The following is a 12,870-nucleotide window of genomic DNA, read 5'->3' as shown; positions in this document are numbered from 1 at the left end:
AACCGTTCAGGAAGGGCGCTGCAGCTCGAACAGCTCGCGCGTGCGGGTGTAGGACGCGCCGCCGAGGCGGCCAACCAGGTCCAGCTTGCTCGCCTCCACCCGCCCCTGGCTGTTGAGCACGGCGTCATCGACGTGCGCCAGCAACACCCGGGCGAAGATCAGGTGGCAGTTGGGCCGCTCGCGCGGATACGGCATGACCTCGGCCAGGGCGCATTCGAAGGTCACCACCGCGCCGGCCACCCGCGGCGGCCTGACCTTCAGCGAAGGCTCGCTGGCGATGCCGCAATGCTCGAACTCGCTAACCCCGTGGGCCAGCATCGCCGCGCTGGCGTTCATCGCCTCGGCCTGGGCGAAGGACACCAGCTGGATGACCAGCTCGCCGGTGGCCTGCACGTTGCGCAGGGTGTCCTTCAGGCTGCCGTCGTCACGACTGCCGACGTTGACCATCAGGGTCGGCGGCTGGTCGCTGATCACCTGGAAGAAACTGAAGGGGGCCAGGTTGCTGACGCCCTCGGCGGACAGGCTAGAGACCCAGGCGATCGGTCGTGGCGTCACGGTTGTGGCCAGCCAGCGATAGGCCTCCAGCGGTGTCAGGTCGGCGAAATCGATGAGCATCAGCGACCCGCCCGCGACTCGCGGATATAGAAGCGCGCCCGCTCGGACTTGCTGGTGCAGCCCTCATAGGCCTCGAACTGCTGCTGGGTCTTGGCCGCGGTCAGCAGCGACAGGGCCTTGGAGTAACTGACGGTCCCGGCAAAGCCTTCGGCCTTGGCCAGGTCCAGTTCGCGCCAGGCGGCATCCAGCTGACTGGCGCAGCTGTCGCGATAGGCGGTCTTGCCGGCGCAACCGGCCAGTACCAGGGCAATCATCGGTAAACAGATCCAGGCTTTCATTTCGCAGACTCCCTTAGACGAAAACGATCACGACGCAATTGACTCGATTATGACGGCAAGCTGCGACAAAAGTGCCCTGCCCTACGGATTGGCCCGTTGCCGCAGATACTCCAGCACCGCCGCCTGCTCGCCGACGAACTCGATGCGCCCGGCCTTGTTTTCACGCTGGTAGGCATACATCGGGTCGTAGTATTCCACCAGCAGCGCCTCGATCCAGTCGCGGTGAAGGTCGACCGCGCCACTGCGCTGCTGCTCCAGCAGGGCCTGGTCCATGATCGCCGCCAGACGCTGGTAACGCTCGCCGCCCAGGCGCTTGAGGATATTCGCCAGGCTCTGCTGCAGGCGCTCGGCGAAGGCCTTGAAGCCGGCCTCAGGGCCACACTGGGCGACGAACTCGGCGCACAGGTCGGTCACATAGTCCTTGAGGATGCGTTCGGTGCGCCCGGCCAGGCTGTCCTCCAGCCACACCAGCGGAAAGTCCTGCATGCCCTGGTACAGCTCCAGCGGCAGCGAACAGCGGCCGATCAGCCGTCCCTCGTCCTCGAGGACGAACTGCTGCCGGCCCGCCGCGCGCTTCCTCAAAATGTCGATGGCCAGGGCATTCTCGAAATCGATCTGCCCCGGCTGCCCCGTGGCGCGCTTGCCGAAGCTGGAACCACGGTGATTGGCGTGGCCTTCCAGGTCGAGGCTGTTGTCCAGCTGGGCGATCACCTCGGTCTTGCCGGTGCCGGTCATGCCGCCGACCAGGATGAACTGGCACTCGGCAAGCGCCTGTTCGGTGGTCTCGATGAGAAAACTGCGCATCGCCTTGTAGCCGCCGATTACCCGCGGATAGTCGATGCCCGCCTCGCTCTTGAGCCATTGCTGAACGATCTGCGAGCGCAGGCCGCCACGAAAGCAGTACAGGTAGCCGTTCGGATGGGCCGTGGCGAAGGCCACCCAGGCGGCGACGCGCTCGGCCTTGAGCGGGCCGCTGACCAGCTGGTGGCCCAGTTCGATGGCCGCCTCCTGGCCCTGCTGCTTGTAGCAGGTACCGACCTTCTGCCGCTCGATATCGTCCATCAGCGGCAGATTGACCACCCTGGGGAACGCGCCCTTGGCGAACTCCACCGGCGCCCGGGCGTCCATCATCGGCGCCCCATCGAGAAACAGCTGGCGATAGTCGCTGGTATTGTCGCGCATCACCGCACCTCGACCGCGTGCTGCTGGCGCTCGAGCAACTCGCCGATCGGCTCCAGCGCCAGGCCCAGCTCCGCGGCGACCGCGCGAAACTCTGCCTCGCCCTCGGGCGTTACCGCGATCAGCAGGCCGCCACTGGTCTGCGGGTCGCACAGCAGCAGCTTGTGCGGCTCGGCCAGCGGCGCGATCTTGTCGCCGTAGCTGTCGAAGTTGCGCAGGGTGCCGCCGGGCACGCAGCCTTGCTCCAGGTAGTAGTCGACGCCTTCCAGGCGCGGCACCTTGGCGAACTCGATGCGCGCGGTCAGGCCACTGCCGTCGGCCATCTCGACCAGGTGGCCGAGCAGGCCAAAGCCGGTGACGTCGGTCATGGCGCTGACGCCGGCGAGCTTGCCGAACCGGCTGCCTGGCTTGTTCAGGGTGCACATCCAGTCGCGCGCCAGGCCGACGTCCTCGACGCGCAGCTTGGCCTTCTTCTCCGCCGTGGTGAGGATGCCGATGCCCAGTGGCTTGCTCAGGTACAGCTTGCAGCCGGCGCTGGCGGTGTCGTTGCGCTTCATGTGCGCTTTCTGCACCAGGCCGGTGACCGCCAGGCCGAAGATCGGCTCCGGCGCATCGATCGAATGGCCGCCTGCCAGGGGGATGCCCGCCTCGTCGCACACCGCGCGACCGCCACGGATCACCTCGCGGGCCACTTCCGGGGCCAGCACGTTGACCGGCCAGCCGAGGATGGCGATGGCCATCAGCGGGTCGCCGCCCATGGCATAGATGTCGCTGATCGCGTTGGTCGCGGCGATCCGGCCGAAATCATAGGGGTCGTCGACGATCGGCATGAAGAAGTCGGTGGTGGAGACCACGCCACGCTCCTCGTCGATGGCGTACACCGCGGCATCGTCACGCGAGGCATTGCCGACCCAGAGGCGCGGATCGAGGTTCTGCGCGCCGCTGCCGGCGAGTATCACTTCCAGGACCTTGGGGGAAATCTTGCAGCCGCAGCCGGCACCGTGGCTGTACTGGGTCAAACGAATGGGCGCGCTCATCACATCTCACTAATCGGGTCGACAGGCGGCGGCATTCTAGCAAATGCCACCTTGGCGGCGACGATTGGCGCGAGTATGTTGATAAAACAAAGCGTTACGGGGGGGAGCGAGATGACTAAGCGAGTAGCGCTGGTGTTGGGGGCCGGTGGTGCGCGGGGATACGCGCACATCGGGGTGATCGAGGAACTGGAAGCGCGCGGCTACGAGATCGCCTGTATCGCCGGCTGCTCCATGGGCGCCGTGGTCGGCGGCATCTACGCGGCCGGCAAGCTCAAGGAATATCGCGAATGGACCCAGAGCCTTGACTACCTGGACGTGCTGCGCCTGCTCGATGTCAGCTTCCGCCTCGGCGCGATTCGCGGCGAAAGGGTCTTCGGCCAGATCCGGGATATCGTCGGCGAGATCAATATCGAGGAATTGCCGATCCCCTTCACCGCGGTGGCCACTGATCTGACCAATCAGCAGGAGATCTGGTTCCAGGAGGGCTGCCTGCACCAGGCGATGCGTGCCTCGGCGGCGATTCCCAGCCTCTTCACTCCGGTGGTCCAGGGCAAGCGCATGCTGGTCGACGGCGGCCTGCTCAACCCGCTGCCGATCGTGCCGGTGGTGTCCAGCCATTGCGACCTGATCGTCGCGGTCAACCTCAACTCGACCAACCAGAAGCACTACGAACTGCCGGTCATCGAACGGCCACTGGCGCTCAAGGGCCGCTTCGACCAGATGATGACCTCGCTGGGTTCACGCCTGCCCTCCTTCCGCCGCAAGGATGGCGAGGACGGCGATGAGCTGCTGCTCCTGGACGACCCGCAGAGCGCCGCGGCCGTCAGTCCGGACGCGCTCCAGAAACCCGCCGAAGAGCCGGAAAGCGCCGCCGCGACCAAGTCCGCCAGCGGCTCGCGGGTCGCCGACATGAGCGGACCGGCATCCCTGCTGGAGTTGATCAACCAGAGTTTCGAGGTGATGCAGACCTCCCTGGCGCAGTACAAGATCGCCGGCTACCCGCCGGACATCCTGATCAACGTGCCACGCCGCGCCTGCCGCTTCTTCGAGTTCTACAAGGCCCCGGAGCTGGTCATGCTCGGGCAGATGATCGCCCGCGAGGCGCTGGACAAGTACGAACGCGGCGACAACTGAAGGCGCGGCGCACCGTCAAACGGATGCGCCGCGTGCCATGCACTGGCGCTAGAGGTTGAGACCGGCCGGCGGCCCCTCGCCAGGCGGCGGCGCCTTGTTCGCCACCCAGTCGCTGAGCAGGCTGTAGGCCACCGCCAGCACCGTCGGGCCGAGAAACAGGCCCATGAAGCCGAAGGCCAGGATGCCGCCGAACACGCCCAGCAGCACCACCACCAGCGGCAGATTGCCGCCGCGGCTGATCAGGTAGGGTTTGAGGATATTGTCCACGCCGCTGATCACGAAGAAGCCCCAGATGCCGAGGAATATCGCGAAACCATAGTCGCCCTGGCTGGCCAGCCAGGCCGTTGCGGGCACCCAGACCAGTGGCGGGCCCATCGGGATCAGGCTGAGGACGAAGGTGACGATGCCCAGCAGCAGCGCCCCGGGCACGCCGGCGATATAGAAGCCGATCATCGCCAGCAGGCTCTGGGCGGCGGCGGTGCCGATTACCCCGTTGACCACCCGCTGCACCGTTCCGGCGACCAGTTCCAAATAGTGATCCGCGCGCACCCCGATCAGGCGGTCGAGTAGGCTGTGGACGAAGGCCGCCAGGCGCGGACCATCGCGGTAGAAGAAGAACACCAGCAGCAGGCTCAGGGCCAGCTCCAGCACGCCAGCGCCGATCTGCGCGCTGCGTGCCAGCAGCCAGTTGCCGACCTGACCGAGGTAAGGCCGCAGGGTGGCGAAGAACGCCGAGCCCTGCTGATCGACGGTCTGCCAGGCCGACAGCAGCGCCTCCCCCACCAGCGGCAGGCCGCCCAGCCAGCCGGGCGGCGGCGGCAGGCCTTCGACCTGCAGCCCCTTGATCAGGGCGGTGGCGTCACGCACGTGGTCGGCCAGGTTGAAACCCAGCAATATCAGCGGCACGGCCACCAGGACCACCCAGCCGAGCGTCAGCAAGCCGGCCGCAGCGGCCTGCCGGCCTTTCAGCCAGTGGGTCAACAGGCGCATCAGCGGCCAACTGGCAAAGGCCAGCACCGCCGCCCAGAACAGCGCCGACCAGAACGGGGCGAGCACCCACAGGCTGGCGCCGAGAAGCCCCAGCAGCAGGATCTGCACCAGCAGGCGGTCGTTATTGAGCATTCGCGAGGCTCCGCAGCAATCGAAGGACGCCGCCCGACGCGGGACTAGGCAGCGCAGGACGGCTAAAGGTAAGAGCATGCCGGCCGGCTCGGGCGCCGGCAAGCCGGCGCTCTCAAGCCTGCGCCTTAGCGCAGCACGGTGATGCGCAGCCCGGGCACCTCGCCGTCGCCGAGTTCCAGGCGCGCCGCGCGCACCCGCTGCTCGACCAGGGCCTCGCGCCAGGCTTCGGCCTGGGCGCCACTCAGGCTGACCCGCAAGGTGCTGTCGAGGTTGAGGCTGCGCGCCAGCAGGCGGGACCAGGCCGGACTCGGCTCGGCCTGCCGCGGCAGGCGCAGCTCGCCGCTGCTGCGCAACTGACGCAACAGGGTGGCGGGGGTTGGCAGCACCTCGGCCAGACCGGCATCCGCGCTCAGCAACTCGGCGTGCAGGTAGGCACGCCGATTGCCCCGGGTGATGCTGTAGAGCGCGACAAGACTGTCCTGGCGCGGTTCAGCCAGGCGCATCAGCACATAGGCCTGCTGATCGTCGGAACCATACAGCTTGGCGCGACCGAACACCGCATTGGCCCAGAGGTTGCTCGCACCGCACTCGCGTCCCTGACACCAGTAGAGCAGTTCGGCATCCTGGGCCTGCAGGGCTTCACGGGCGGCGGCGAACACCTCGTCGGCGCTATGGGTGCGGGGCAGCTCGTAGGTCACCGAGGTGAGCTGGCCCTTGGCCTGCACCTCCTGCTCGTAGCGCAACTTGCCGCTGATGCGGCGGATGGCACCTTGCGGGTAGACCCGCTCCTCCTCGCCGGCCTCGGCGAAGGCGACGATCCGCGCACCGGGAAAGCGCGGCAGGACCTCCAGATCACGACTGCCGGGCGGATCTGCCGCCCAAGCCGGCGTACTGACCAGGAGCGCGGCGAGCAGACTGAGACTGCGCATGGCCGCCCTCATCGGATCAGCATCGACTGGGCGGATTTCACGGTGGCGGCCTCATCGAGGTCGCGGCGCGGCACCAGCAGGCCGCGCTGCACCGCCGGCCGGTTTTCCAGCGCCGTGAGCCAGCGCTGCAGGTGGGGCAGGCCTTCGACCGATACCCCCGACCACTCATGGCTACGCACCCAGGGAAAGCTGGCGATGTCGGCGATGCTGTAGTCGCCGGCCAAGAACTCGACCTCGCCCAGGCGGCCATCGAGCACCTCGTAGAGTCGCCGGGTCTCGTGCTGGTAGCGGTCGATGGCGCCTTGCAGCTTCTCTGGGAAATAACGGAAGAACACGTTCGCCTGGCCTTGCATCGGGCCGATGCCGCCCATCTGGAACATCAGCCACTGCAGCACGATGGAGCGTCCCTTGGCTTCCTGGGGCAGGAGCTGACCGCTGCGCTCGGCCAGGTAGACGAGGATCGCCCCGGACTCGAATACGGCGAAATCGTCATTGCCACGGTCGACGATGGCCGGAATGCGGCCATTGGGGTTGATCTTGAGAAACTCGGGGGCTTTCTGTTCGCGCTTGTCGAAACTCAGTGTGTACACACTGTAGGGCAGCTGCAGCTCCTCCAGGGCGATGGACACTTTGTGGCCATTGGGGGTGGCTGCGGTGTAAAGGTCGATCATGCGAATCTCCATGGCAATCGGCCACACCTTTCCCCAGTTGCCTTCGGCAAGTCAAGGCGAGCGCAAGAATCCTTTGAAACAGTCTGCTACGAGGGCTGCGCCCTCCTCGTCATCCAGGTGCAAGTGATGTCCACCCGGCAACCGGCTCAGGGTGATGGGCCGGTCGCCCAGCAACTCGGTGAGCTGCGGATGTGCCGCCAACAGGCCCTGCTCCGCCAGCACCAGATTGACCGGACACTGCAGGCGCTGGATGAACGCCATGACGTGAGCACGAGTCAGGCGCAGCGGCGAGGGCAAGGTCAGGCGGCTATCGGTACGCCAAGTATAGCCACCGGGCACCGGCATCAAGCCGCGTTGCGCCAGCAGCTCGGCGGCCTCGCGGCTGACCGCGCCCACCCCACGCATGCGCGCCTCCACCGCGCGGGAGAACTCGGCATAGACCGGCTTGCGCTTGCCGGTCAGGGCCATCTGCGCCTTGAGCGCCTCACCCAGACGCTGGGGCGCATCCTCGGCCTCGCCCGTGTAGGGGATCAGACCGTCGATCAAGGCCAGACGCTCGACCCGCTCCGGCAATGCACCGGCCAGCAGCACCGAGACGATCGCCCCCATGGAGTGACCGAGCAGCGAGAAGCGCTGCCAGCCGAACTGCTCGGCGACCTCCAGGACATCCTGCACGTAGTCCCAGATCGCGTAGCTGGCGCCCGCGGGACGATGGTCGGAGTGGCCGTGCCCGGCGAAGTCCAGGGCGACGATGCGCAGCCCCGGCAGTTTGGGCGCCAGGCGGGCAAAGCTGGCGGCGTTGTCCAACCAGCCATGCAGGGCGATGACCGGCAGACCGTCCGCGGGACCGTACAGGTGCGCGGCGAGTTCGATATGCGGCAGGCGCAGGCGCACTTCCTCGAATGCCGGGCTCATGCCGACTGCTCCCGGCAAGTCTCGCCGGCCCAGCGTGCGAACAGTGATCTGAGCAACGCTGCAGTCTCCTGGGGGCGCTCCAGGGGAAACATATGCCCGCCGGGCAGGGTCAGTTGCTCGCCCTTTGGCATCCGCCGCACCTGCCGCGCGTGATGCGGCAGCACTACGCGACTGTGACGGCCGCGCACCATGGCCAGCGGTACCTGCATCTGCTGCGCTCGCCCAGGACTGGTGTGCGGCACGCTGCGATAGATGCTGATCTCGGTGGCTGGATCGAAGCGCAGGCGCAGCTTGTCGCCGTTGCCGTGCAGGCCATGGCGCACATAGGCATCCAGGCATTCCGGATCGAAGCGGCGAAACAGCGATTTTCCGGCGAAGTAGCCGCGCGCCTCGTCGAGGTCGGCGAACTCTTCGCGGCGCCCCAGGGTTCGTCCGGCCGGGGTGATGCGATCGATGAAGCCGAAGCGCTTGGCCGCGCGAATGACGACCTGGTCGGCGCGAGTCAGCAACGGCGAATCGAGCATCACCACCCCGCGATAGAGGTCCGGACGCTGCAGCGCGGCGTGGTAATGCAGCACCCCGCCGAGCGAATGGCCCACGCCCCAGGCCGGCGAACCGCTCGCCTCTAGGTGATGGATCAGCTCGTCTACCAGGTTGCTCCAGTTGTCATTGACCGGGAAGCGTGGGTCATGACCGTGCTGCTCCAGGTGCCGGACCTCGTAGTCCGGCGCGAGGGCGGCGAACAGCTTGCCGTAGGTGGCCGAAGGGAAACCGTTGGCATGGGCGAAGAATACGGGTTGGGGCATGGCGGCAGGCTTCTGCAGGTAGACGGGGAAATTGTCCGGCAGCGCGGCGGTGACGGCAACGACAAATCAGCCAGTGAACGGCGACACTCCGGTCAAACTTCAAGGGAGGCCGGCCACCGAACGCGGCGACAGCGCCCTCCCCGCGCCGACGCGTGCTCAATTGTTCACCACAGGGAACTGAAACGCGCCCGGGACGAACCCTGCGGACGCTTCCGGCGCTACCTGCCGGGTGTGCCTCACTGCTGCCACACTACCCGCTCGTCGCCCCCGCCCCACTCGACAAATTGCGTCGCATAGGCGCCCTCGACCGCTCCGCGCTTGATCTTCAAGGTCGGCGTGAGAAAGCCGTTGTCCACGGACCAGGCGTCCTTGACCAGCACCAGTCCCTGCAGTCGCTCATGCTGGTCGAGGCGGCCATTGACCTCCTCGAGCAGCGCCAGGAGGCTGAGCTCCAGGGTGCCCCTGGCGCCGTTGGCCGCCTCCTGGCGGCCAGCCTCGGAGAGCACGCACAGGGCCAAAGGCTGGGGCAGGCCATCGCCCACCACGCACACCTGCTCGATACGCGAGTGCACGGCCAGGCGGTTCTCGATGGGCGCCGGGGCGACGTACTTACCCTTGCTGGTCTTGAAGATCTCCTTGATCCGCCCGGTCAGGCGCAGGTTGCCGTGTCCGTCCTGCTCGCCCTTGTCGCCGGTGCGCAGAAAACCGTCGGCGGTCAGCACCTCGGCGGTTTTCTCCGGCTCCTTGTAATAGCCTTGCATGGTGGCGCCGCTGCGCACCTGCACTTCACCCTCCGCGGCCACGCGCACCTCGACACCGGGGTTGCTCTGGCCGATCCAGCCTGCGCGGTAGCGGCCGGGGCGACAGACATGGGAATAGCCGCAGTTTTCGGTCATGCCATAGACTTCCAGGACCTCCAGCCCCAGGCGCTGGTACCAGGCGAGCAAGGCCTCGGGCACCGGCGCGGCGCCGGACAGCGCGTAGCGCACCGCATCCAGCCCGAGCCCCGCGCGCACCTTGCGGCCGACCAGGGGGCCGATCAGCGGCAGCTTCAGCAGCAGATCGAGCCGTTTCGCCGAGGTCCTGTTGAAGACCCCCATCTGCAACTTGGTCCAGATGCGCGGCACACCGAATATCACCGTGGGCCGGGCGCGCCGGATATCGACGAGAAAGGTATCCAGGCTCTCTGCGAAATACACCGTCTGCCCGGCATAGAGAGAGGCCAGCTCGACAAACATGCGCTCGGCCACATGACTGAGTGGCAGATAGGACAGCAGCCGGTCCGCCTCGCCGACGGCGAACAGTTCGATCGCGTGGCTGGCGGCGAAACCGAGATTGCCGAAGCTGTGCATCACGCCCTTCGGCGCCCCGGTGGTGCCCGATGTGTAGATGATGGTGGCGAGCCCATCGCTTGCCGGCTGCGGGTCGTCACGGATCGGCGCGCAACGCTGCAGGTCATCCCACTGGTAGGCGAACTCGCCTTCGGCGTGCAGCGGCAGCGCTACCGTGACCAGCCCCTCCGGCACGCCCGGCGCCATGCCTGGCCAGTCGTCCAGCTTGCCCACGAACAGCAGCGCCGCCTCGGCATGCGCCAGCACCTGGCGCACCGAGTCGGCGGTGAGATTGGGATAGAGCGGCACCGAGACGTGCCCGGCCATCCAGATCGCCAGGTCGCAGACGATCCAGTGCGCGCAGTTCTTCGAGAGGATGGCGATACGACTGCCTTGAGCGAGCTCGCGACTGCGCAGCCAGCTGGCGGCCCGCCGCGCCTGCTCGCCCACCTCCGCCCAGCTCAGCTCCTGCAGCCGGCCGCCCGGCAGTGGCTGCACCAGATAGGGCTTGTGCGGATGACGGGCCTCGCGCTGGTAGAACCGCGCGAGGGGCAAGCGGATCGCATCGTCCATGGGGCCACTCCTTCGTTGTTGTTGTGGAGCCAACCAAGCAATTGCTTGGTTGGACTATTCCACGCAAAAACGGGAGTCGCAAGTTAAGAAATGTATCGCCGCGGCGCGCCTTCAGCCGTGCCGCGGGTGCACCAGCGCCAGCAGGCTCATGGTCCCGGCAGCCAGCAGATCGCCGTCCAGCTCGGCCAGGCTGGCGGTGTGCATGGCCAGCGGCTGCTGCCGATGACCGTGGATCATCAACCCCGCCAGTGCGCCGACCAGCGGCTGATGGCTGACCAGCAGCAGTTCGCCGCTCTCGTACCTGTCCAGGCGCCGCAGCACCTCGCGAGGGTCGCTATCGGGGGTCAGCCACGGCACTGTTTGTACGGGACCGCCGAACGCCAGCGCTTCGACCACCAGGGCGGCGGTCTGCTGGGCGCGTACGTAGGGGCTGACGAGGATCATCGTCAGCGGGCGCGCCTGCAACTGCACCGCCACTTGGGTGACCTCCTCACGGCCGCGGGCGGTCAGGGCGCGCTCGGCATCGCTGACGGCCTGGGGCTGGGCCTCGCCATGGCGCAGCAGCCACAGCCTCATCGGGGCGCGCTCACAGCTTCGGTTCTTCGTCGCGCACCGGGTGCGGCGCCGGCGGCACCGAATGCGGCGCCTCACCCTGCGGGGCGCGCGGGGTCGGCCAATCGGAGAACGGCCACGGCTTGTCATCGCTGTTGAAGGTGCCGAAGCGGCCGATCTGCGCCAGATACTGGCTGAGGCTGTCGCCGAAGCCGAGCAGGCTGGCACTCGGCGCGCCGTAGAACAGCCGGTAGCCCAGCTGCAGCAGGACCACGGCCCCGAGCACCAGTTCGGCCAGTTGCCAGACAATGGTGAACAACACCATCCAGAGGATCCGCAACAGGATGGACTCGCGCTCCAGCTCTTTACTCTCTTCGCTCATGGCAATCTCCCTGAGAAATGCGGGCCTAGAAGCCCGTGGTGGAAATGAAATCGACGTCGGTCTTCGGCTCGGCCAGCATCAGCAACTCGATCACCTGCCCCAGCGTACGCCCCTCGAACAGGATGGCATGCAGACCGGCAACCAGCGGCATGTACACCTGCAGCTCCTCGGCCTTGGCCTTGAGCACCTTGATCGTGTTGACGCCCTCGGCCACCTCGCCGAGGCGCTCAACCGCATCGTCCAGGCTGAGGCCTTCGCCCAGGGCGAAACCGACCTGGTAGTTGCGGCTCTTCGGCGAGGAGCAGGTCACGATCAGGTCGCCCACCCCGGCCAGGCCAAGGAAAGTCATCGGGTTGGCCCCCAGGTGCACGGCGAAACGGGTCATTTCCGCCAATGCACGGGTGATCAGCATGCTCCTGGTGTTTTCGCCCATGCCCAGGGCCGCTGCCATGCCGGCCATGATCGCGTAGACATTCTTCAAGGCGCCGCCAAGCTCCACGCCGAAGCGGTCGCCGCTGGCGTAGACGCGGAAGGTGCGGCCATGCAGGGCAGCCTGCACCTGCTGGCAAAGCGCCTCGTCCTCGCTGGCAATCACCGTCGCGGTCAGTGCGTGCTCGGCCACTTCCTTGGCCAGGTTCGGCCCGGACAGCACGCCGATGCGTGCCTGCGGGGCGATCTCTTCGAGAATCTGGCTCATCAATTTGAAGCTGCGAGCTTCGATGCCCTTGGTGGTGCTGATCAACAGCTTGCCGGCCAGTTGCTCGGCCACCGGCTGCAAGGCCTGACGCAAGGCGCTGGAGGGCAGCGCCACGAAGACCAGCTGACAGGCGGCAAGCGCTGCGGCGAGGTCGCAGAGGGGCTCCACTTCGGGGTGAATCTTGACCCCTTTGAGGTAACGCGGGTTCTCCCGGTTGGCCAATATGGCCTCGACCTGCTCCGGGTCACGCATCCAATGCAGGACGTGCCGACCGTTCTCCGCCAGCAGGTTTGCCAGCGCGGTGCCGAAGCTGCCGCCGCCGAGCACGGCAATGGGGTGCTGCTCAGTCATAACGAGTCCGTAGTGGGTCATGGGTGGCAATCTGCAGGCATTATACGGGGCACAGGTTGGCCGGCCAGCTTTTCGCCGCGTTTTACGGTCAATGCGCCGTGCCCCAAAAATCTCGTCCGGCATGCACCAGGCGACTGGCAAAGGCGTTCAGCTCGGTTAACATGCGCACTTTCGACGCGAACAAGGCCGTTGCGTGGCAGCCCGATTCCCAAGCATTTCCTGCCCTCGGGCGCATGGTTCCGCCGTTCTGCGCGCCGGATCGAGCCGACTCGTCCGGCTGCGCGTCTGGTGTGGATCG

At 66.8% G+C, this 12,870-nt stretch carries 14 protein-coding genes; 1 reads left to right on the top strand and 13 read right to left on the bottom strand.

What is annotated here, in order from left to right; all coding sequences use genetic code 11:
* Positions 1-6: 6 nt before the first annotated feature.
* From ACSX1D_RS10725 to selD, 4 genes are all read right to left on the bottom strand, one after another.
* Positions 7-615, bottom strand: a complete 609-nt coding sequence (locus ACSX1D_RS10725; protein WP_439862193.1) for a flavin reductase family protein — start codon at positions 613-615, stop codon at positions 7-9.
* Positions 615-893, bottom strand: a complete 279-nt coding sequence (locus ACSX1D_RS10720; RefSeq protein ID WP_208706777.1) for a hypothetical protein — start codon at positions 891-893, stop codon at positions 615-617. The genes ACSX1D_RS10725 and ACSX1D_RS10720 overlap by 1 nt, the downstream gene beginning before the upstream one ends.
* 81 nt (positions 894-974) lie before the next feature.
* Positions 975-2,075 (bottom strand): tRNA 2-selenouridine(34) synthase MnmH, encoded by a 1,101-nt coding sequence (mnmH, locus tag ACSX1D_RS10715; protein ID WP_439862192.1) that lies wholly within the window; start codon positions 2,073-2,075, stop codon positions 975-977.
* On the bottom strand, positions 2,075-3,109 hold the full coding sequence (gene selD, locus ACSX1D_RS10710; RefSeq protein ID WP_439862191.1) for a selenide, water dikinase SelD: 1,035 nt from the start codon (positions 3,107-3,109) through the stop codon (positions 2,075-2,077). Before selD ends, mnmH begins: the two co-directional genes overlap by 1 nt.
* 111 nt (positions 3,110-3,220) lie before the next feature.
* Here selD and ACSX1D_RS10705 point away from each other — a divergent pair, with 111 nt between their 5' ends.
* Positions 3,221-4,243 (top strand): patatin-like phospholipase family protein, encoded by a 1,023-nt coding sequence (locus ACSX1D_RS10705; protein ID WP_439862190.1) that lies wholly within the window; start codon positions 3,221-3,223, stop codon positions 4,241-4,243.
* Between the two features lie 48 nt (positions 4,244-4,291).
* Here the strand turns inward: ACSX1D_RS10705 and ACSX1D_RS10700 are convergent, their stop codons facing one another.
* The 9 genes from ACSX1D_RS10700 to ACSX1D_RS10660 form a co-directional block, all read right to left on the bottom strand.
* Positions 4,292-5,365 (bottom strand): AI-2E family transporter, encoded by a 1,074-nt coding sequence (locus tag ACSX1D_RS10700; protein ID WP_439862189.1) that lies wholly within the window; start codon positions 5,363-5,365, stop codon positions 4,292-4,294.
* A gap of 125 nt (positions 5,366-5,490) precedes the next feature.
* Entirely contained in the window at positions 5,491-6,294 is an 804-nt protein-coding gene (locus tag ACSX1D_RS10695) for a DUF4892 domain-containing protein (protein ID WP_439862188.1), read from the bottom strand.
* A gap of 8 nt (positions 6,295-6,302) precedes the next feature.
* On the bottom strand, positions 6,303-6,965 hold the full coding sequence (locus tag ACSX1D_RS10690; RefSeq protein ID WP_439862187.1) for a glutathione S-transferase family protein: 663 nt from the start codon (positions 6,963-6,965) through the stop codon (positions 6,303-6,305).
* A gap of 51 nt (positions 6,966-7,016) precedes the next feature.
* Positions 7,017-7,880 (bottom strand): alpha/beta fold hydrolase, encoded by an 864-nt coding sequence (locus ACSX1D_RS10685; protein WP_439862186.1) that lies wholly within the window; start codon positions 7,878-7,880, stop codon positions 7,017-7,019.
* Positions 7,877-8,686: an alpha/beta fold hydrolase gene (locus ACSX1D_RS10680; protein WP_439862185.1), complete on the bottom strand. Its 810-nt coding sequence runs from the start codon at positions 8,684-8,686 to the stop codon at positions 7,877-7,879. The genes ACSX1D_RS10685 and ACSX1D_RS10680 overlap by 4 nt, the downstream gene beginning before the upstream one ends.
* Before the next feature lie 236 nt (positions 8,687-8,922).
* The gene (locus ACSX1D_RS10675) at positions 8,923-10,590 is read right to left on the bottom strand and encodes an AMP-binding protein (protein WP_439862184.1); all 1,668 of its coding nucleotides are present in this window, start codon (positions 10,588-10,590) and stop codon (positions 8,923-8,925) included.
* Positions 10,591-10,701: 111 nt separating this feature from the next.
* The gene (gene sixA, locus ACSX1D_RS10670) at positions 10,702-11,166 is read right to left on the bottom strand and encodes a phosphohistidine phosphatase SixA (RefSeq protein ID WP_439862183.1); all 465 of its coding nucleotides are present in this window, start codon (positions 11,164-11,166) and stop codon (positions 10,702-10,704) included.
* Positions 11,167-11,176: 10 nt separating this feature from the next.
* Complete coding sequence (locus ACSX1D_RS10665) at positions 11,177-11,524, bottom strand: DUF4389 domain-containing protein (RefSeq protein WP_439862182.1); 348 nt, start codon at positions 11,522-11,524, stop codon at positions 11,177-11,179.
* Positions 11,525-11,549: 25 nt separating this feature from the next.
* Positions 11,550-12,572 (bottom strand): NAD(P)H-dependent glycerol-3-phosphate dehydrogenase, encoded by a 1,023-nt coding sequence (locus ACSX1D_RS10660; protein ID WP_439862181.1) that lies wholly within the window; start codon positions 12,570-12,572, stop codon positions 11,550-11,552.
* Positions 12,573-12,870 lie beyond the last annotated feature (298 nt).

Source organism: Pseudomonas sp. MBLB4136 (genome assembly GCF_051904765.1).
GTDB lineage: Bacteria > Pseudomonadota > Gammaproteobacteria > Pseudomonadales > Pseudomonadaceae > Aquipseudomonas.
This window is presented reverse-complemented; position numbering and strand designations above follow the sequence as displayed.

What these genes read in the sequence shown, in the direction of transcription:
- mnmH (WP_439862192.1), bottom strand. Translation starts at nt 2,075, where the DNA reads ATGCGCGACAATACCAGCGACTATCGCCAGCTGTTTCTCGATGGGGCG.
- ACSX1D_RS10675 (WP_439862184.1), bottom strand. Translation starts at nt 10,590, where the DNA reads ATGGACGATGCGATCCGCTTGCCCCTCGCGCGGTTCTACCAGCGCGAG.
- sixA (WP_439862183.1), bottom strand. Translation starts at nt 11,166, where the DNA reads ATGAGGCTGTGGCTGCTGCGCCATGGCGAGGCCCAGCCCCAGGCCGTC.
- ACSX1D_RS10720 (WP_208706777.1), bottom strand. Translation starts at nt 893, where the DNA reads ATGAAAGCCTGGATCTGTTTACCGATGATTGCCCTGGTACTGGCCGGT.
- ACSX1D_RS10660 (WP_439862181.1), bottom strand. Translation starts at nt 12,572, where the DNA reads ATGACTGAGCAGCACCCCATTGCCGTGCTCGGCGGCGGCAGCTTCGGC.
- ACSX1D_RS10680 (WP_439862185.1), bottom strand. Translation starts at nt 8,686, where the DNA reads ATGCCCCAACCCGTATTCTTCGCCCATGCCAACGGTTTCCCTTCGGCC.
- ACSX1D_RS10695 (WP_439862188.1), bottom strand. Translation starts at nt 6,294, where the DNA reads ATGCGCAGTCTCAGTCTGCTCGCCGCGCTCCTGGTCAGTACGCCGGCT.
- ACSX1D_RS10705 (WP_439862190.1), top strand. Translation starts at nt 3,221, where the DNA reads ATGACTAAGCGAGTAGCGCTGGTGTTGGGGGCCGGTGGTGCGCGGGGA.
- selD (WP_439862191.1), bottom strand. Translation starts at nt 3,109, where the DNA reads ATGAGCGCGCCCATTCGTTTGACCCAGTACAGCCACGGTGCCGGCTGC.
- ACSX1D_RS10685 (WP_439862186.1), bottom strand. Translation starts at nt 7,880, where the DNA reads ATGAGCCCGGCATTCGAGGAAGTGCGCCTGCGCCTGCCGCATATCGAA.
- ACSX1D_RS10665 (WP_439862182.1), bottom strand. Translation starts at nt 11,524, where the DNA reads ATGAGCGAAGAGAGTAAAGAGCTGGAGCGCGAGTCCATCCTGTTGCGG.
- ACSX1D_RS10725 (WP_439862193.1), bottom strand. Translation starts at nt 615, where the DNA reads ATGCTCATCGATTTCGCCGACCTGACACCGCTGGAGGCCTATCGCTGG.
- ACSX1D_RS10690 (WP_439862187.1), bottom strand. Translation starts at nt 6,965, where the DNA reads ATGATCGACCTTTACACCGCAGCCACCCCCAATGGCCACAAAGTGTCC.
- ACSX1D_RS10700 (WP_439862189.1), bottom strand. Translation starts at nt 5,365, where the DNA reads ATGCTCAATAACGACCGCCTGCTGGTGCAGATCCTGCTGCTGGGGCTT.